The sequence below is a fragment of the Kaistella flava (ex Peng et al. 2021) genome (genome assembly GCF_015191005.1).
Taxonomy (GTDB): domain Bacteria; phylum Bacteroidota; class Bacteroidia; order Flavobacteriales; family Weeksellaceae; genus Kaistella; species Kaistella flava.
On sequence record NZ_CP040442.1, the window covers coordinates 3,620,692 to 3,638,846 of the forward strand.

General features: G+C 35.6%; 16 protein-coding genes and 3 tRNA genes. 9 read left to right on the plus strand and 10 right to left on the minus strand.

Annotation, left to right across the window (positions count from 1 at the left end; all coding sequences use genetic code 11):
* The first annotated feature begins 4 nt into the window (after positions 1 to 4).
* Both Q73A0000_RS16365 and recO read left to right on the plus strand, forming a co-directional pair.
* Positions 5 to 2,224, plus strand: a complete 2,220-nt coding sequence (locus Q73A0000_RS16365; protein ID WP_193811969.1) for a T9SS type A sorting domain-containing protein — start codon at positions 5 to 7, stop codon at positions 2,222 to 2,224.
* Complete coding sequence (gene recO, locus Q73A0000_RS16370; protein WP_193811970.1) at positions 2,224 to 2,913, plus strand: DNA repair protein RecO; 690 nt, start codon at positions 2,224 to 2,226, stop codon at positions 2,911 to 2,913. The genes Q73A0000_RS16365 and recO overlap by 1 nt, the downstream gene beginning before the upstream one ends.
* 72 nt (positions 2,914 to 2,985) lie before the next feature.
* Here recO and Q73A0000_RS16375 read toward each other — a convergent pair whose 3' ends face one another.
* Positions 2,986 to 3,693: a hypothetical protein gene (locus tag Q73A0000_RS16375; protein ID WP_193811971.1), complete on the minus strand. Its 708-nt coding sequence runs from the start codon at positions 3,691 to 3,693 to the stop codon at positions 2,986 to 2,988.
* A gap of 59 nt (positions 3,694 to 3,752) precedes the next feature.
* Here Q73A0000_RS16375 and Q73A0000_RS16380 point away from each other — a divergent pair, with 59 nt between their 5' ends.
* The gene (locus Q73A0000_RS16380) at positions 3,753 to 4,190 is read left to right on the plus strand and encodes an RNA-binding S4 domain-containing protein (protein ID WP_193811972.1); all 438 of its coding nucleotides are present in this window, start codon (positions 3,753 to 3,755) and stop codon (positions 4,188 to 4,190) included.
* Here the strand turns inward: Q73A0000_RS16380 and Q73A0000_RS16385 are convergent.
* Complete coding sequence (locus tag Q73A0000_RS16385; RefSeq protein WP_193811973.1) at positions 4,187 to 4,696, minus strand: shikimate kinase; 510 nt, start codon at positions 4,694 to 4,696, stop codon at positions 4,187 to 4,189. The two genes, Q73A0000_RS16380 and Q73A0000_RS16385, sit on opposite strands and share 4 nt — an antisense overlap.
* Before the next feature lie 107 nt (positions 4,697 to 4,803).
* Between Q73A0000_RS16385 and Q73A0000_RS16390 the strand changes: the two genes are divergently transcribed.
* The 4 genes from Q73A0000_RS16390 (at position 4,804) to Q73A0000_RS16405 (ending at position 6,889) form a co-directional block, all read left to right on the plus strand.
* A tRNA-Lys gene (locus Q73A0000_RS16390) sits at positions 4,804 to 4,876 on the plus strand.
* 40 nt (positions 4,877 to 4,916) lie between these two features.
* A tRNA-Leu gene (locus tag Q73A0000_RS16395) sits at positions 4,917 to 4,999 on the plus strand.
* A 43-nt stretch (positions 5,000 to 5,042) separates the two neighbouring features.
* A tRNA-Lys gene (locus Q73A0000_RS16400) sits at positions 5,043 to 5,115 on the plus strand.
* Between the two features lie 310 nt (positions 5,116 to 5,425).
* On the plus strand, positions 5,426 to 6,889 hold the full coding sequence (locus tag Q73A0000_RS16405; RefSeq protein ID WP_193811974.1) for a glycoside hydrolase family 130 protein: 1,464 nt from the start codon (positions 5,426 to 5,428) through the stop codon (positions 6,887 to 6,889).
* A gap of 196 nt (positions 6,890 to 7,085) precedes the next feature.
* On the opposite strand, the gene Q73A0000_RS16410 is transcribed toward Q73A0000_RS16405, so the two are convergent.
* The 8 genes from Q73A0000_RS16410 to Q73A0000_RS16445 all read right to left on the minus strand — a co-directional run bounded on the left by Q73A0000_RS16410 (position 7,086) and on the right by Q73A0000_RS16445 (position 15,598).
* Positions 7,086 to 9,374 carry a glycosyltransferase family 4 protein gene (locus tag Q73A0000_RS16410; RefSeq protein ID WP_193811975.1) on the minus strand — a complete coding sequence of 763 codons (2,289 nt, stop codon included), beginning with the start codon at positions 9,372 to 9,374 and terminating at the stop codon, positions 7,086 to 7,088.
* 195 nt (positions 9,375 to 9,569) lie between these two features.
* Positions 9,570 to 10,748 carry a glycoside hydrolase 100 family protein gene (locus Q73A0000_RS16415; RefSeq protein ID WP_193811976.1) on the minus strand — a complete coding sequence of 393 codons (1,179 nt, stop codon included), beginning with the start codon at positions 10,746 to 10,748 and terminating at the stop codon, positions 9,570 to 9,572.
* Between the two features lie 21 nt (positions 10,749 to 10,769).
* The gene (gene nagB, locus Q73A0000_RS16420) at positions 10,770 to 11,576 is read right to left on the minus strand and encodes a glucosamine-6-phosphate deaminase (RefSeq protein ID WP_193811977.1); all 807 of its coding nucleotides are present in this window, start codon (positions 11,574 to 11,576) and stop codon (positions 10,770 to 10,772) included.
* A 27-nt stretch (positions 11,577 to 11,603) separates the two neighbouring features.
* A complete protein-coding gene (locus Q73A0000_RS16425) occupies positions 11,604 to 12,746 on the minus strand; it encodes a glycosyltransferase family 4 protein (RefSeq protein ID WP_193811978.1) in 1,143 nt (380 codons plus the stop codon).
* 68 nt (positions 12,747 to 12,814) lie between these two features.
* Positions 12,815 to 13,453 carry a PIG-L deacetylase family protein gene (locus Q73A0000_RS16430; protein ID WP_193811979.1) on the minus strand — a complete coding sequence of 213 codons (639 nt, stop codon included), beginning with the start codon at positions 13,451 to 13,453 and terminating at the stop codon, positions 12,815 to 12,817.
* A gap of 137 nt (positions 13,454 to 13,590) precedes the next feature.
* Positions 13,591 to 14,454 (minus strand): SPFH domain-containing protein, encoded by an 864-nt coding sequence (locus Q73A0000_RS16435; protein ID WP_193811980.1) that lies wholly within the window; start codon positions 14,452 to 14,454, stop codon positions 13,591 to 13,593.
* Between the two features lie 43 nt (positions 14,455 to 14,497).
* Positions 14,498 to 14,839, minus strand: a complete 342-nt coding sequence (locus Q73A0000_RS16440; RefSeq protein WP_193811981.1) for a cupin domain-containing protein — start codon at positions 14,837 to 14,839, stop codon at positions 14,498 to 14,500.
* Between the two features lie 198 nt (positions 14,840 to 15,037).
* Positions 15,038 to 15,598 carry a helix-turn-helix domain-containing protein gene (locus tag Q73A0000_RS16445; RefSeq protein ID WP_208458822.1) on the minus strand — a complete coding sequence of 187 codons (561 nt, stop codon included), beginning with the start codon at positions 15,596 to 15,598 and terminating at the stop codon, positions 15,038 to 15,040.
* 661 nt (positions 15,599 to 16,259) lie between these two features.
* On the opposite strand from Q73A0000_RS16445, the gene atpD reads away from it, so the two are divergent.
* Both atpD and Q73A0000_RS16455 read left to right on the plus strand, forming a co-directional pair.
* Complete coding sequence (atpD, locus tag Q73A0000_RS16450) at positions 16,260 to 17,738, plus strand: F0F1 ATP synthase subunit beta (RefSeq protein ID WP_410504133.1); 1,479 nt, start codon at positions 16,260 to 16,262, stop codon at positions 17,736 to 17,738.
* Positions 17,739 to 17,763: 25 nt separating this feature from the next.
* Positions 17,764 to 18,153 (plus strand): F0F1 ATP synthase subunit epsilon, encoded by a 390-nt coding sequence (locus tag Q73A0000_RS16455; protein WP_193811982.1) that lies wholly within the window; start codon positions 17,764 to 17,766, stop codon positions 18,151 to 18,153.
* Positions 18,154 to 18,155: the final 2 nt, after the last annotated feature.

An 18,155-nucleotide genomic window follows, 5' to 3' on the forward strand; every position in this document is an offset into this window, starting at 1 on the left:
TCTTATGAAAAAAATACTACTACTTTTATTCTGTGTTCTCTCGCTGAATTTATTTTCGCAAAAGATTTCTTCACCTAAATGGTCAGATCTTTTTTCTTACAATAATGTTTTAGCCATTCGCGAAGACAATGGAAAACTCATTGCTGCAACTGAAAATGGAATCTTTTTCTACACGCCGGCATCTGGAGAAATAACCAAATTATCAAAAGCCAATGGATTGCATGAAGTAAAGATTTCAGCTTTCGATTATAATCCTGAAACCAAAATTGGTTTGGTTGGTTATAAAAATGGTTCTTTGGATGTGATTACGCCAGATGGAATTACTTACGTGGTCGATATTCCGATTGCAACAGGATATAGTGGTGATAAAAAAATCAATCATATTTCTATTACAGGCAATTTAGCGGTAATCTCGGTGGGTTATGGTGTTTCTGTTTTTAGATTAGATAAAAAAGAATTTGGAGACTCGGCATTCTTTATTAGTAATGGTGTTTATGAAGGTGTAAAAGAAGCGGTAATTAAAGATAATTTAGTTTACGCATTGACTCCAGGCGGTTTAAAATCTCATCAAATGAATGTTACTTTTCCGATTTACAACACATGGAATATGGTTTCTGCCGGAAGTTTTACTCAAATAGCAAGCGGAAGTGTTTTAGCTTATGCTAATTCCAATACCGTAAAATATGGTGATGGAAATACATATTCAACATTGCCACGGAGTTTTTCGAATGTTCAGGATGTTGTGGTGACGACTCAAAATATTGTTGTAACGGATGTTGCACAAGTTTTTGTTTTTGATTTAGCAGGAAACAGTATAAAATCTTATAATGCAAGTGATGCTTTAAATACAGGTTTTTTCTACAATTCTAAAATTTATGGAGGTTCTAAATTGTCAGGCATTGTTAATGAGAGCGGCGAGCGGCTTAAGCCAAATGGTCCGTATAGCAATACATCTTATAAAATAAATATTGAAGGAGAGCAAATTGTAATTTCCTCAGGTGGAAGGGTTGCTTACAATGATCCTGCTTATAATTATTTAGGTTATTATCATTTTGATGGGGCACGATGGAATTATCCTGCTTTTTTTGAAAGTTTCCCTGGTCCTTTAAATGTGTTAGATGCTATCATTAATCCTTCTAAACCAAATGAAATATTTTTTGTAAACTTTACTTTTGTAGATGGGCAGAAAGGTATTTATAGAATGGAGAATAATGAGTTTGCAAAAAAATATGAAACATCTGATCCATATCGTAATCGTATAGTAGGATTAACCTTTGATGATAATAATCAGTTGTTTGTCTCTGCTTCTTTTAACGGAACAATTGGATTCTACTATTATAAACCAATATCGGATTCATTTACCAAAGTAGAAGTAGTAGGAGGAAGCTCTGTTCAAAAACCTTTCGCGAATTCAGGTATACTGTATATTCCATCACCTTACACTGGTGGCGGATTATTGATGTATGATTATAAAAACACGCCCTCTTCGTTAAGTGATGACCGTTTTAAGATATTAAAAAAGAGTAATAATTTACCTGCAGATCAAGTTCTTTCTACAGATTTAGATAAAAACGAAAATCTATGGATTGGAACACAAAATGGTCTTCGGATTATTCAAAATCCTTCAGCGACAATCGATGAAAGTAATCCACAGACTGAACCTATTATTATTGAGGAAAATGGAGTTGGTGAAGAGCTTTTTAGAGATAGTCCTATATTACAGATTGAAGTAGATTCTGGTAATCAGAAATGGGTTTCTGTTGATGATGGTGGAGTCTTTTATTTGAGTTCAAATGGTGAACAAACCTTACAGCAGTTTACCAAAGCTAATTCACCTCTTCCAACTAATAGTGTGACCGACATTAAAGTGGACAGTAAAACTGGAAAAGTATATTTTGTTACTTTGGATGGAGTAGTCGTTTACCAAGGTGATGTTTTGGAAGTCACTGAAAACTTCGGCGATGTTTTGGTATATCCAAATCCTGTCGTTTACGCTCAGTATAAAGGCAATGTCCGTATTCGTGGTTTAGCTGCTAAAACAAATATTAGAATTACTGATGCAGCTGGGAATTTAGTTCATCAAGCCGTAGCACGGGGTGGATCGTATGAGTGGAATCTTGCTAATCATCGTGGTGTACGTGTCGCCTCTGGGATTTATTTTGTCTTAATGACCAATGAAGATGGAACAGATACCGCTACTGCTAAAATTGCTGTGGTTAATTAATGCAAACTCAAAACTGCTTTCTTCTTTCTTATTTAAAATATGGTGACAACGATGCAGTCTTGCATTGTTTCTCCCTGGAAAATGGTTTTCAAAGTTTCTTTGCAAAAGGAATTTATTCTGCCAGGAATAAAATGAAACCTTATCTCTTTCCACTAAATTTATTGAATATAACTGTTTCGAAAGTCGTTGCAGAAAATAGAATACCCCGTATTTCTAAAATTGAACTAGCTCCGGATCATTATGATTTTGATGAGGTTACCATGAATTCGATTTTGTTTTTTACAGCTGATTTTCTACATCAGGTTTTACGGGAGGAAGGAAAAAATCTAGTACTCTTTAACCAAATAGAAACGGTAAGAAAGGAAATTAGTATTCAGAATTACGATGCTTATTTGGTTTTTATTTTTAAGTTTCTTTCCATTTCAGGAGTTGCACCACTTTATGGTGATCAAAAGTTTTTAAATCCGGAAAGTGGTGTTTTTGAAGATGCTATTTCTCATCCATTTTTTGATGAATCTATTTCTGCTTTGTGGAAAAGATTTTCAAATACTACCAACGGTTATGAAATACGTCTTAAGCGGGATGATAGAAGCTCTTTTTTGGACTCGCTGATGATTTACTGCCGCATTCACATTAATGGTTTTTATACACCGAATTCATTAGCTGTCGTTCGCCAGATTTTTGAATAAGCTAAAAGTTTTTAGACCTAAAAAAAGTTCCTTGCAATAAGGAACTTTGTCTTTTTTTATAAACCGTAATTTTTAACGTGGAGTTGTTTTGTAAACTTGAAAGTTAAATACAAAACTTCTGTCTTTAAAAGAAATACCGCTATAGTTGAAATGAGCGTCACGGGCAAAAGCTGCACGGGAAGGAACGATGATTACCCCTTGCAAATTATAATTGCTTTCGTCAGGAATATCATATGCTTTAAATTTCTGTAATGCTTCTTTGAATCCTTCGATTTCGTAGAAACTTCTTTGTTTCGCCAAATCTAAGGTAGCATTATCCAAAACAGATTGTTTTACATTGTAATATGCAGGATCAACTTCTGGAATACCTGAACCGGCAATCGTATTTCTAAAAACGTAAGGGGAGGTATAAGCAACGACATTATCAGTATTTGTTGCAACATAAGTCACCGTAGTGGTCATCAAACGTAAAATGTCTGTACTGCCAATATCTTTCCCAGGTGTAGGTTGAGCATTTGGTCTCACCACATAAATAACACCAGATGGAAGGGTGATAGGACTTAAACTTGCAAGTTTAACTTGAGTAGTATCAGTTGCGACATAGTCTTTTAAGTTTCCTTTTGCATCAAAAGCATGAGTCTGTAAGAACTTTTGTGCAGACTCATTATCATAATTGTTTTGAGTTTCTATACTTACTTCTGGCACTATTTGGTCGTCATCTTTTCTACAAGAAGTAATTGCAATTGAAGCCAAAGCAAGGAACAAAAATGTTTTTTTCATATTTAATATTATCATTAAATTGCTAAAATTTTATAATCCAGCAAAAGTATAAATAAAATATGAGAATAGATAAGTTTTTATGGTGTGTTCGTTTTTATAAAACCAGAAGCATTGCTGCGGATGAAATTAAAAAGAACAGAGTTTCGCTCGCAGGTCAGACTGTGAAATCGTCCAGAGAGATAAAAGAGGGAGATTTAATTAAGATTAGAAAAAACCAAATCGACTACCAAATTAAAATAGTACAGATTCCCAAAAGTAGAGTAGGTCCAAAATTAGTTCCGCTGCATATCCAAGATCGCACGGAAAAAGAACAATACGAAATTTTGAAATTACGTAATCTCAATCAGGAACATTATCGAAATAAAGGAGAAGGCAGACCGACCAAAAAAGACCGACGCGATATCGATGGTTTTGTAGAAGGCGATACTAACTCAGATATGGCAAATAGTGATTGGGATTTATTTTTCAGTGACGTCGATGATTCTAAGATAGATTAAATTAAAGCAATAATTTCATCTGTAATTTCATCTGGAGTTTTAGAATCAGTGACGACGGTATATTTTGCTTGTCCGTAGAAGACCTGTCTTTCAAAAAGATGTTTGGCAATAAATTCAGGTAAATCTCCATCAGGGATTTTTGCAATTAGGGGGCGCTTTTGTTTTTGTTTCAATAATCGTTCGGTAAGAGTTTTTACTGAACTTCGTAAATAAACACTTTCACTTTTTTGGGTAATGAGTTCAATATTGTTATAATATGCCGGAGTACCACCGCCTAAACTTAAAATACAGTCTTTTTCGGTATCAAAAAGCTCTTCTAAAATAAGTCTTTCTTGTTTTCTAAAGTAGATTTCTCCCTTTTTTTCGAATATTTCGGGAATCGTCATGTTATTTTTAAAAAAAATTTCCTTGTCAAGATCAATTAATTTTAGGTTCGTTTTTTGGCTCAAAACTTTGGAAATGTGAGATTTGCCGCTTCCCATATAGCCGATTAGTGAAATGATCATATTTTTATTTTGCACAAAGTTCGAAAAAAATTTTGAGAATTTAAAAAAATAAGTATCTTTGCACCACTCTAAAACGAGAAACATATTCAACAGTTTTAGAGGTGACCGACTCGGTAGCTCAGCTGGTAGAGCAATACACTTTTAATGTATGGGTCCTGGGTTCGAATCCCAGCCGGGTCACAAGCGAAAAACCTTCGTACGTGTTTTACGGATTTTTTTTGCCTGCGTGGTGAAATTGGTAGACACGCCATCTTGAGGGGGTGGTTTCCTAAGGATGTGCTGGTTCGAGTCCAGTCGCAGGCACAAAGCAAAAAACTTTAGAAAGTAGATCTAATCTGCTATTCTAGACTCGGTAGCTCAGCTGGTAGAGCAATACACTTTTAATGTATGGGCCCTGGGTTCGAATCCCAGCCGGGTCACAAAATTACCTCTTCGGAGGTAATTTTTTTTTCATATTAATATTTTGTGATTTGGTGTTCAAAAGTCTTCTTTTTAGGAAGACTTTTGATGTTTCTGGAGGTTAAAGATAAAAACTCACAGGATTAAATTTGATTAATCAAGTTGTCTTGAATATCCCAATTTATCTCTTTTATATAGTTTTACTTATATTTCCCCAATAGATTTACATACGGTTTCTTCTTCCATCTTCGAAACTTTAACATAATTTTAGCGTTGCAATTTATTGTTTTTTTATTCTTCGTTGTACCTTAGTTCTTCAAAATCAATACAATGAGAGTTCCAGTTACACGAAAACAATTGCATTTTCTACCTGACTCCAGTAGGGTAGTAGCGCGCTATTTCATGAATGGTGAATCTGCGACGAAAGATACTTTAGCTTTAATTTTTGCCATGAGTGAGAGTGAAGTTCACGTCGCTTTAAACCAAACATTAAGAGAATTTGCATATCGGCATCGTCATATAACTTATCTCTTTATGAAGCATTATCATAATGTAATTGGAATCATTGAGCAAATGCAGGTCAATATTGATGGGTTATCTGAAGAACGTAAACTGCTTATTGGTTCCTATCTTACCATGGAATATTCTCTTGAATCGACCGCTTTTTTTAATCCGTCTATTGTTCCGGATGTTGACCAAACTTATTTGGAGGAAGGTGAAATGCGCGTAATTATTTCATTTAGAGCGACAGGTGAAGGACATATCTCTTCCATCGTATTCCGACGGGCGATACTTGATCGAAACAATGATTTGTATTTGATGAGTATCGGTAAATCAATGGATGTCGCTGAAGTCATGCAAAAAACATCTTATCATAAAGGAAGATTTATAAAAAAAATGCAGGAGATGAAAATTCCTGATAAGTATTATAGTGATATCGTTGAATATCTACCAGATCATTTTGAATTTTCGGCTTTAAAAAGTGCGGTAGATGATAAATTAAAGGATTCAAGTTTAAGTACTGATAGAAGGCTTGCTCTAGAGGAAATTGCCTGGCTGTTGGAATCCTATTATGATATTGATTTTCAGCACGACTCAGACATTAGTGAGCGTGTCATTTATCCAATTTCAGAATCGGAAAGCAATGGGATTGAAGATGCCCGTTTTGTTCAATTTACCGACGATGATGGCAGTGTTAAGTTTTATGCAACTTATACCGCTTATAATGGCCATACCATCTTACCAACTTTTATTTCTACGGACGATTTTTGCCGATTCAGAATTATGCCTTTGCGGGGAAAAGGAGCAATGGGAAAAAATTTGGCATTTTTCCCACGAAAAATAAAAGGTCAATATGCGATGCTCTCAAGAATAGATGGTGTTAATAATTACATCATGTTCTCTGATAGAAATACCCTTTGGGATGATCCTATTCTTTTGCAAAAGCCAAAATATCCTTGGGAATTTTCTAAAATAGGAAATTGCGGATCTCCTATCTGGACCGAAAAAGGATGGTTAATTATTACCCACGGTGTAGGACCAATGCGACGATATTGCATTGGTGCAGCATTATTAGACCTTGATGATCCGACCAAAGAAATTGGACGCTTAGAAGAACCGCTTCTTATGCCTCTCGCAAACGAACGGGAAGGATATGTTCCTAACGTCGTTTATTCTTGCGGTTCGATTATTCATAATAACCATCTCATTCTGCCTTACGCGGTTTCCGATTATTCTACTACGTATGCAGTGGTAGAATTAGATGCCTTATTTGAAGGTTTAAAGAATAATTGAATGTTAAATAATAAATGAACCGGAACTGTTAAACAATTCCGGTTTCCATTTTTAAATAACTTTTTCTAACCTCCTAAAATTCTTAACTAACTTGAGTTTGTAATAAGATTCAATTTCTGCATTGATCTATCTTACTACTCAAGTTAGCACTATTTAATATTGCTGTTTTTTCTAAATAAGACTTTTCATTTTTAAATTATTTCAAAATCTTAGTTTCGCTGGGTTTTGACGTATGATTAGTTGAATTGCGCAAATCGTTTAAATTATCAAATTCCCGAAATTGATCTGACTCTTCATAAGCCTGCAATACTGTAAGATGCGAAATAAGATAAGCCAATGAACTTTCGGCTCCCTGATTACGATTGACGCCATGCTCTTCAAAACCATCACAACATCCTTTTGTTTCAAAATCGTAGAGACTTAAGCGGAGATCATTTTCACCCAAAAACCATCTGTAAGAAGTAAATAGTTTTTTCAAATACATCCCTTTTCCTGTTAAAACAAAGGCTTGGTAATACATTAAGACCATCGCCATCGCATCAATCGGTTGCTGAGCATAAATAGAACGTTCCGCGTTTTTTACAAACCATTGCCTGTTCCCGATGACTGAAAGATAACCGTCCTTGAGCGTATGAGTCGTCAGAAAATTCATAGATTCTATGGCAATTTCTTTTGCTTTTTTATTTTCTAAAATTTGTGAGGCATGAAGTAAAGCCAGTGGCAGTATGCCGTTATCATAAGCCAAAAGTGATTCGAACCAATCCCAATCTTTCGATCTGTTTTGTTCAAAATGCACAATAAGAACATTAGTCATTCTTACTAAACGCATTTTTATATCCAAATCACCGGGATTCGATTTCAAATAATAGCAAATACCAATCGTTGTATTGGCAATACCTCTGATTGATTTTATTTTTTCAAAATTGGGCACAGCCTCAAAAAAGATTAATCTTGCGGTTTGGTAAAATGCGTCATTCGGTGCATTTTGCATTAGATAACCGAGGCTCCAAATCGTTCTTCCAAATGAATCTTCAGAACCGACCTCATCAAGAAAGTTACGATTGAAACTGAGGAAATTTCTAAAAGTTCCATCCTCATTTTGCATATAATGAATGTAGCTAAGGTAAATAGCCATTAAATCCAGAGCTTCTTGATTTTTTTTTTGTTTATAAGCCATGGAAACCATGAGCAAAGCACGGGCATTGTCATCAAGACAATAACCTTCTTTCAGATTAGGAATTCCAAATTTTGCATGTTGAATGATTCCAGTATCATCAGTCAGTCTTTTAATATGAGTTAATGAAAATGGGGGAAGAATCGAAGGATCGATCTCGGTTTCAGTTTGCGGTTCTGCTTTTATTGGTTCATAAATTAACCGTTCAGCAAGCTCCAGATATTTCTCACCAATTTTTGGCCAAATAATTCCCTGACCGTATTTTAAGGCTTTTTGCTGAATGGTTTGCATTAATTCTGGTTTGTCAAACAATTCATTCAATACTTTTGCTAAACCATTGTCATCCTTAAAATCGAAGAGACATCCTTTATTTCCAGTCAATAGTTCAGCCGCATGCCAATAGGGAGTAGAAACAACAACGCAACCAGAACCCATAGCATAGGTCAGCGTCCCGCTCGTAATTTGAGCTTCATTAATATAGGGAGTAATATAAATGTCAGATGCAGCCAGATATTTAAAAAGTTCTTTCTCTTCTGCAAACTCATTAAGCAACATGACGTGGTCATTCAGATTAAGAGTGTTTATAAGAACTTTGAGGTCGTTTCGGTATTGTTCGCCTTCAGATCTCAGTACATTGGGATGGGTTTTTCCTAAAACGACATATACGATATCTGGATGCTTTTCAATTATTTGAGGTAAAGCTTTAATAACCGTTTCAATTCCTTTATTGCGTCCAACAAAGCCAAAGGTAAAAAGAAGTTTTTTATCGGTAAATTTCAGTTCAGCTCTTGCCTTCTCTTTATCAAAATGGAAATCTGGGACTCCATGTTCTATTCGGGCGATCTTTTCAGACGGAACATCGTAGATTTCTTCCAGAAATTGAATGGCTTTCTGACTCATCACCACCAATTTTTCAGACATGGAACATATCTTTTTTAAAATCGCTTTTTCAGTATAAGACGGTGTTTTTAGAATGGTATGTAAAGTAGAAATCAAAGGCATTTGTAACCGATGCAAAAGTGGCAAAATAAATACCCCACTTTGGCCTCCATAAATTCCAAATTCATGCTGGAGAATGCAAATGTCTGCACCGCTTTTGTTGATGAAATCAGCGGCTTTTAGATAATCAGTTTGATGTTCTTGCCGAATTATTAACTGAACCTCGGGCGGAAATGCATAATCTTCTTGGCCATCATGCATTGCGATAATGATGATTTCATTATTATCCTTCATAGCACGAGCCAAACTTTGTGTAAAAGTGCCTATTCCGCATTCTCGTGGCGGATATGTAGCGATAAAAGCGATTTTCATTTTGAAATTTAAAAAGATGAATAATTAATGACTTTTATAATACACCCTATCAGACTGCAAGTTATGAAGTGTTAAATGAAAATGATTGAATATAAGTAGATTAGAGTTACATAATTCATAGATTATTATGTTTAAAATAGTACTTACCATTTATGTCTGAGGAAAATGTATCTCAAGCCCGTAGTCATGAGTTTATCAATGATTTTTCAACCGAATGTCATCAAAAAATGGAGTACATCTTTTTTGAACACAATTTGCTGCGTATAAATAATTAGACGCACTCCAGGTTTGCCAATCCTGACCCATTGGGTTTCCGGTTTGAGCTTTATACCATTCATTAAAGCAGAATTCTAAGTTCTCATTCGCTCCTTTTTTGATAAGGTTGGTTAAGGCTAGAAGTTTTTTCTCTGCTAAATCAAATTCTTTCGCAGCAACCAGAGCTGCAATATAAAAACCACTTATAAAAGGCCAAATCCCGCCATTGTGATAATCTCCGGGATTATTAAAATCTGAATATCTTGGTAACCAATCTGCATCTTCGGGTCGAATAAAAGGGAAAAAGTTAGGCGTTAAATCAAGTTCTAAATCCCTGGTTTTATGCATTTGCGCACATTCGTTTTCTATCCACTTCACCATCTCTGTAGCTTTTTCAGGGGTCGCTAATCCTGATAAAATGGCGAGACTGTTTCCCAATAAATCAAATCTTTCGCTGCTATAAACTTTATAAGACCATAAGGCATAATAAGGTTTTTCTTTAATGGAAAGTCCTTCGTGCGGGCTGCTCTTCAATGTATCTGAACTATAGGTTAATTGATTGATAGAATTCCCTAGATTTTCAGCTTGTTGATGTTTACCTAAAAGTTGAAGACCGCTGTATGTTGCAGCATTTACAAAAAGTCCGTATCCCAAAACCCATTGTTCATCGCGCCAATCGCTGGTTGGTTGTTGTGCTACTAAATAATCCTCAGTTGGACACTGATATTCCATCCAAATAATTGCTTTGTTCACAGCATTTTCCAGAAAATTAGAATCATTAAGTATTTTTCTAAAAATTCCGACAGCCATTAAAAAGAGAGGTGTAGTATCGCTGGAACCAAGATTATTTTTATCACTAACAAGAGAAGGGATTTGTCCTTTTTCAGATTGGTTTTCTGCAAGTTTTAAGAGCACGTTTTTTACACTTTGAATCAATTCCGTATTTCCACTTGTCGCAATTCCAAACACCGATATTAAAAGATCTCTGGTATACGGTTCGGGATATCCCCAGCCTGCAGTCCTCGGTAAATTTTCGACGGTTCCATGAGAATTGTGCAATAGAACTTCAATGGCTGCTTTCTTGGCTGCTTCAATCTGTTGGTTTTCTTCAGGTAGCATAACGTTTCTTTTTATTTTGTTTTACTGATGATTTCCATCTGTAGAAATTCGTTCGATATCTTTGAAATATTTTACGGTTTTAACTTGCAATTCCGCGGTAGCTGGTTCATCGCAAACTAAGATGCATTTTTGATGCATTTGAAGAATAGAAGCCGGCCACATGTGATTCACAGAACCTTCGACCACCTCTCGCAAGGCTCTGGCTTTATGATAACCACTAACAATAATCAATACTTCTCTGGCATCCATAATAGTCCCGACGCCAACGGTTAGAACTTTAGTAGGAACTTGAGATGCATCATTTTCAAAAAATCTAGAATTTGCTTGAATGGTGTCATAGCAAAGTGATTTTATTCTTGTTCTGGAAGTTAATGACGATCCCGGTTCATTAAATGCGATATGTCCGTCCATTCCGATTCCTCCCAGAAGTAGGTCAATTCCTCCATATTTCAATATCTTCTGCTCATATTCAATACATTCATTTTCCAGATTATCAGAATTACTATTTAAAATATGGATGTTTTCTGCAGGAATATCAATGTATTTAAAGAGTTTCTCATTCATAAAAAAATGATAGCTCTCAGGATGATCTTCAGGAAGACCAATGTATTCATCCATATTAAAAGTAATCACATTCTTAAAAGAGATATCTCCTTTCTTATACCTTTTAATCAATTCATTATAAGTAGCAATTGGTGAAGAACCTGTGGGTAATCCAAGCACGAAAGGCTTTTCTGTTGTTGGGCTAAAATCATTTATTTTTTTAATTAAATAATCGGCAGTCCAATAGGCAATTTCGTTTTCGTCTTGTTTTATGAGGATTCTCATTATCGCTTTATTTACAGTGTTTATACGTTAACTTATTCCCAGCTTATCTTGTAAGATCTGCAGAAATTTTTTGGTGACCACCTTATAATCAAAATGTTCCACAGCACGCTCTCTACCAGCTTTCCCCATTTTTATTCTGAGTTCCTCGTCTTCCATCAGCTTTAACAAATAAGTCGCAATATCCTGAACGTTAGCGCGGTAATCGACCGTTCTTGGTATGTCAAATTCTACTTTTCGATTGGCTTCATAGCCAGATTCTTCCCCTAAAATAACTTCGTTAACGACAATTTTTTTCGCTACATCTGCCAGAAAAGCAGTTTCATTATGAATTAATGTATCCAGCATTCCCATGGCATTAATTCCAATTACCGGTTTTCCGCAAGCTCCAGCTTCGACTTGTGGCATACCGAAACCTTCAAGTCTTGACGGCGCTGCATAAATATCGCAGGCACCAATTAGATAAGGCATAAAGTTTCGCGAAATCTTATTAGTTGCGTAGGTAATATTTTTTTCAAGACCTAAGGATTCTGCCATTTTTAAATCCAGCATATTTTGAACTTCTGTGCGAGGTTGTGGCCAAACTTTACAGACATATTTCCAGTCAGGTGCTTTGGTATCAATTATTGAAAGCGCTTGCATTACTTCTTGAGCGCCTTTAGAAGCGGCATCACCTCCAACCGTTAAAATCATGAGCTGATCTGCTGAAATGCCCAATGATTCCCGAACGCTCAAAATTTTTGGATCATTTTTGTCAAAAGGAATAAAAGAGGAAGTATCACATCCAACCGGAAGTACCTCAATATTTTCAGCCTTAATGCCGTCTCTTACGTACATTTCTTTCACCCAGTTTGAAGTAACTAAAATAAGTGGCAATTCGTTCAAAACTTCCTGATAGTTGGCAATATAGCCGTCGGCTACCAACCAGGGAACAGCCAAAACACCATAGCGTTGCGGATGAAGTATAAGTTCCGGCGTATGACCCCAATAACCGATTCCTACAACCACATCGGGTTCAAACCATCGGTAATACCATTCTTTTTCCTGAGCCGATTCGAAATGGGCTGCTCTGGCATCTACGCCAAGCTCAATCAGTCCACGGAAAAGCATATCTCCCTGTGTTGCTAAGCCACCTGGTGAAGGTGGGTAATCATATAAGACTAAAACTTTCATCTGGTAATGTTTTTAAAGGTCATATCTAATTATTTATTTTTGTAAGTGATTATATTTAAAGAGTTTATTTAGGTCAGAACTGAATTTTTCTCCAACCAATTTTGCGCATCTGTAGGATTATTAAATTTCCAGAACGCTTCACTTTTGGGAGTGATCCTGGCTTCAAATCCTGTTTTTTCAAAACCGTAAACTTCAGTAATTAATCGATGTTTTTCTTGCCATATATTATTAGGAAGTGTTTGTTGAATGCTTGCACCTCTTATTGGTATTGGATCATAATTTTTATTTCCATCTTCATAAGCAAAAGCCCAAAGTTCGTTTGTTTGGATTTTTTTATCGTTCCATAATGCTATAACGGCACTACCAATTTCTTCATGACGTAAATGTCTGGTGTATTCGCCAAAAGGACTGTGCGTTATAGTAAGGTCGAAGTTGGATTTTGGAACCAAATCTAAAATCGCTTTTTGTACTTCTTTTCTATCCAAAGGATGTTGTTCTGGACCATCATCTAAATCACCCATAATGCCTTTGGCGTTTAATTCTTTTAATACTCTTTGGAATTTTGGAGCTCTATCAGAATCATTTTTCCTACATAAACAGGCAATGAACCAATTGCATTCTGGATGAAGTAACATCATGCCACCACACCAAAGAATTTCGTCGTCAGGATGGGCGACAATTACTGCAATGTTTTTGAGGAATTTCATGGTTTTTTTTAGTTTCTACATTGTAAAAGAATTTCGTCAATTCCTTTACGAATTTTTAAAAGCGTTCATCATTGGATCTTTTTTTAAATTAAATTCCTAGCACTGATTTCTTAGAACTGAATTTGAGCTATTTAAATCTATAACTGAGTTTTCTTAATAGGAATAACTCCCGCCATTTCTCCTATAATATTGACCAATTCGCTACCCGTTGGAACTACGATTTTGGAATTTGACTGCAGCGAGGTTTCCACCATTTCCAGTTTTCTAAGGGTTTGCGCATTGCCAATAAAATATTTTTCTGCTGCTTCATTTACCAGTTTTATTGCTTCTGCCTCGCCTTCTGCATATAATATTTTAGCCTGTTTTACTCCTTCAGCTTCTTTTATTTTTGCCCTCTTTACACCATCTGCAACTGTTTCGGTCGCTGTAGCATAATCGATTGCTGCAATTTTTTCATTTTCAGCTTTTACCACTTTATTCATTGTTTCCTGAACATCCTTAGGTGGGTCAATTTCTTTTAACTCTGTTCTTACCACTTTAATTCCCCATTTTCGTGTTTCGGTAAGTAATGTTCGATAGAGCTCTGCATTGATTTTACCACGTTCACTATTCGCAGATTTTAGAGTTAAAGTACCAATGATATTTCTTAGAGTTGTTCGTGCTAAGTTTACGATCTGATATTTATAATCGTTCACGTTATAAATCGAACTCTTAACACTGTCTTCATCATTTTTAATTTCAAAATAAACCTGAGCATCAACTCTTGCATTCAGATTGTCATTCGTGATAATTTCCTGAGGTTCAGCATCAACCATTTGCTCGGTTACATTAACAATGAAAATCTTGTCTATAATCGGAATAATCCAATGAAAACCGGGAGTCGCAAACTTTGAATATTTCCCCAACCTTTCAATTAAACCTCTTTGGGTAGGACGAACGATTTTAATTCCTGAGAGTAGGAAAATCACAATGAAAAGAATGAGTATTAAATAAGAGTACATGACGAATTGTTTTAAAATTATGGGTGAGTTTTACTGGCATAAATTAAAATTCATAACCGCTTTTTATCACCGTAGAAATCATTTTAAATCGCTCGTTGGCCTTTATTATATTTTTGGTGTTGGCAGGAATAATGATTGCTTGACCTGTATTCAAAGTGTGTGAAATATCGTTGATGATGATTTCCGCACGACCTTCGATGATTTGTATAAACGAATCGAATCGGGATAGTTTTTCAGTAAGGTTTTCTCCTGTATCAACAGACACTATAGTTACATTACCACTTGTCTTTTTTATAATGGTTTTTGTGACCACAGAATTAGGAACATATTCAATAATCTCTAAAATAATAAAGGATTTTGATTTTTCAACTTCTGTATTTTCCATCTCCAAAATTTTATAATTTAGGCCTAAAATGGATTTTAATAAAATCTTAGTATAAAGGTGCTAGATTTTGATTGATAATGTATTACATAGCATCGAAGAAGAATTATAGTATTCCCACATTCAATTTTAGACGATCGGGATGAGTGTTAGAAAGGGGTTTTAAGAGTTTTGTGTGCGCTGAGATATTTGCTTTTTAGACTACAAATCCTCCAGGTTTCTCAAGCGTTTTTTTTTGAGACTTTTAAAATAGGTTGGAGTAAGACCTGTGACTTTTTTAAATTGATTTGAAAGATGAGCTACACTGCTGTAATGTAGTTTATAGGAAATTTCAGTAAGGTTTAATTCACCATACATTAATAGTTCTTTTGCTCTTTCAATTTTATTTAAAATAATATATTGCTGAATAGTAATTCCCTTAACTTCAGAAAAGGTATTCGCTAAATAGGTATAGTCGTATCCAAGTTTTTTGCTGATGTAATCTGAATAGTTAACTTTCGGTACTTCGTCGGAATAATGAACCATTTCAATAATGATGGCCTTTATTTTTTCAATAATAATATTCCGCTTATTATCAAGAAGTTCCAGTCCGTAGTGATGTAAGTTTTGGCGTAATTCTTCTTTCTGAGCGTCATTTATGTTCTCTCGAATCTCAATCGTGCCAAGGTCTACATTGACGCAATGCAGTCCTATTTTTTGAAGCTCTTGCTTTACGATCATTTTACAGCGCAAGCTTACCATGTATTTAATGTAAATAAACATTGTGTTCCTCAATTGTGTTTTTTTGACTAACGAACGAAACAATACGATCTCAAAATGAGATTTACATAAATTTTCTTTCATTTTGTCCGTTTAAAGATACAAAAAATCACTTCAAGTTAGCAATTTCATAAAAATAGTGATAGGTGCTTTAAATAGGGCTAAATTTTAATTTGCTTAAGAAATCGAAGACGTTTATTGTTCCACTTTTAATCACTTAACCGATGCTTTGCATAAGAAAATAATTTTTTTTAAAAAGAAATATGTTTGGTAAAATAGATGAGATTTAATATGGTTTTTAGAAATAAATATTTAGTATTTATTATTTCAAATTACTGATTGACGAATATTTAGAAATATTGAATTGCTCACCATGAAATAACTGAGAAATTCCAAAACATGGAATACTCTTTTCCTATCCTTTACATGTGAAATATATAAACTTAATTCTAGATACTGCAATGCTTTTCAGGCGATTATAAGCCAACTTTACATCTGGTTTTAAGTTCTGTTTAATTAAAATGGATGAACCAAAAGCTGATCAACTGGCTGATAGTTTAAAGCTAATGGATTACGCCTTCTATTTTGAAAGCTAAATTTTCGAGTAATCTTAATCAATTGTAGCTTTTTAATTTCAGCCGAATCGTAATCAAATATTCCTTTTATCGTGGACAAAAATCTCAGTACCGGTAAAGTAACCAGGATTCGTGGTAGCGTCGTAGATATCTTTTTTCAAAATGATTTACCTGCGATCAATACTTTATTGCTTACGGGAAAGGATAATGAAATAAAAATTGAGGTTTATACGCAACTTGACGGCAATCATTTACGCGGAGTTTCATTAAATCCTACACAGGGTTTATCGCGTGGAATGGCGGTTACGTCGACGGGCAAGCAACTTTCAGTTCCGGTTGGTAAAAGCATAATGGGACGAATGTTTGATGTTTTCGGAAATCCCATTGACCATCAGGAATCTCCTAAAGACGTTACCTGGAAATCAATCCATCAGTCGCCGCCGCCATTATCACAACGTTCTACAAAATCGGAAGTTTTTATAACAGGTATCAAAGCCATCGATGTTCTTATTCCTCTGGAGCGTGGTGGCAAAGCAGGATTGTTTGGTGGAGCCGGAGTTGGCAAAACCGTTTTACTCACCGAGATTATTCACAATATGGTCGGTCATGACAAAGGTGTAAGTATGTTCTGCGGTATCGGCGAACGTTGCCGCGAAGGAAATGAACTCTATAACACCATGAAAGATGCTGATCTCCTCAAAGATATGGTGATGTTGTTTGGGCAAATGAACGAACCACCTGGAGCACGTTTTCGTGTTGGACATGCAGCTTTGACAATGGCTGAATATTTTCGGGACGAGGAACATCGAGATGTTCTATTATTAATCGATAATATTTTTCGGTTCATACAGGCGGGAATGGAAGTTTCGGGATTGATGGGACAAATGCCATCAAGGCTTGGTTATCAGCCGACAATGGGAACCGAACTTTCAGAACTGGAAGAGCGTATTGCCTATACCAATTCGGGCGCTATTACTTCAATTCAAGCGGTTTATGTTCCTGCCGATGATTTAACGGATCCTGCAGCGGTGCATACATTCTCCCATCTTTCGGCATCTATTGCGCTCTCAAGAAAAAAAGCAAGCGAAGGTTTATATCCTTCCATTGATTTTCTGCAGTCCAATTCAAAAATGACCACGCCCGAGATTATCGGAGAAAGGCACTATAAATTGGCACAACAGATCCGACAGACACTGGCACAATATGAAGAATTAAAAGATATCATCTCCATGTTGGGTATGGAGCAATTATCGGTAAAAGATCGAAATACAGTGACGCAAGCCCGGAAATTAGAACGTTTTCTTACCCAGCCGTTTTTCGCGACTGAACAGTTTAGTGGCATTAAAGGAAAACAAGTCAGTCTGGATGATGCTTTAGATGGGTGTGAAAGAATCCTGACCGACGAATTTAAAGACGTTCCGGAAAGTGCTTTTTATATGATTGGTTCCATTGATGACATCAAGCAAACAGAAAAGAAGGATGATGGTAAAAATGAAAAATCGAAAGCAGATGACGGAACCGATCCGACTTCAAAAACTGAAAATAAAGTAGTTGCTAAGACTCTTTAAATATATCGAAAACAAAAATAAAACAATGAACCTTAAAATATTCCTTCCCTACAAAATATTCGCTGATGTCGAAGATGTCAGTAGCGTAGTAGTGGAAACAAGTGCAGGTTCTTATGGTTTTTTACCGCAAAGACTGGATTGTGTGGCTGCTTTAGTTCCAGGTATTTTAACCTACAAAATTCAAAACGAAAAGGAAATGTATGTTGCTGTGGATGAAGGCGTAATGGTAAAAGCAGGAGCAGATGTTTTGGTTTCCGTACGAAATGCTTTCGGCGGTACAGACCTGGGCAAACTTGGTGAACTCGTAAAAAGTGAATTTAAAAATCAGAACGAAGCTGAGTTCGAAGTTAAATCCGTCGTCGCAAAATTGGAAGTTGGATTTATTTACAGCTTTGATAAATTTCGTAATCAGTAAAA

Bases quoted from the DNA above. Each gene is read 5' to 3' on its own strand.
- Q73A0000_RS16410 (WP_193811975.1), bottom strand. From the start codon at position 9,374: ATGAAAATCGCTTTTATCGCTACATATCCGCCACGAGAATGCGGAATA.
- Q73A0000_RS16440 (WP_193811981.1), bottom strand. From the start codon at position 14,839: ATGGAAAATACAGAAGTTGAAAAATCAAAATCCTTTATTATTTTAGAG.
- recO (WP_193811970.1), top strand. From the start codon at position 2,224: ATGCAAACTCAAAACTGCTTTCTTCTTTCTTATTTAAAATATGGTGAC.
- Q73A0000_RS16425 (WP_193811978.1), bottom strand. From the start codon at position 12,746: ATGAAAGTTTTAGTCTTATATGATTACCCACCTTCACCAGGTGGCTTA.
- Q73A0000_RS16380 (WP_193811972.1), top strand. From the start codon at position 3,753: ATGAGAATAGATAAGTTTTTATGGTGTGTTCGTTTTTATAAAACCAGA.
- nagB (WP_193811977.1), bottom strand. From the start codon at position 11,576: ATGAGAATCCTCATAAAACAAGACGAAAACGAAATTGCCTATTGGACT.
- Q73A0000_RS16445 (WP_208458822.1), bottom strand. From the start codon at position 15,598: ATGTTTATTTACATTAAATACATGGTAAGCTTGCGCTGTAAAATGATC.
- Q73A0000_RS16375 (WP_193811971.1), bottom strand. From the start codon at position 3,693: ATGAAAAAAACATTTTTGTTCCTTGCTTTGGCTTCAATTGCAATTACT.
- Q73A0000_RS16430 (WP_193811979.1), bottom strand. From the start codon at position 13,453: ATGAAATTCCTCAAAAACATTGCAGTAATTGTCGCCCATCCTGACGAC.
- Q73A0000_RS16435 (WP_193811980.1), bottom strand. From the start codon at position 14,454: ATGTACTCTTATTTAATACTCATTCTTTTCATTGTGATTTTCCTACTC.
- Q73A0000_RS16405 (WP_193811974.1), top strand. From the start codon at position 5,426: ATGAGAGTTCCAGTTACACGAAAACAATTGCATTTTCTACCTGACTCC.
- Q73A0000_RS16385 (WP_193811973.1), bottom strand. From the start codon at position 4,696: ATGATCATTTCACTAATCGGCTATATGGGAAGCGGCAAATCTCACATT.
- Q73A0000_RS16415 (WP_193811976.1), bottom strand. From the start codon at position 10,748: ATGCTACCTGAAGAAAACCAACAGATTGAAGCAGCCAAGAAAGCAGCC.
- Q73A0000_RS16455 (WP_193811982.1), top strand. From the start codon at position 17,764: ATGAACCTTAAAATATTCCTTCCCTACAAAATATTCGCTGATGTCGAA.
- Q73A0000_RS16365 (WP_193811969.1), top strand. From the start codon at position 5: ATGAAAAAAATACTACTACTTTTATTCTGTGTTCTCTCGCTGAATTTA.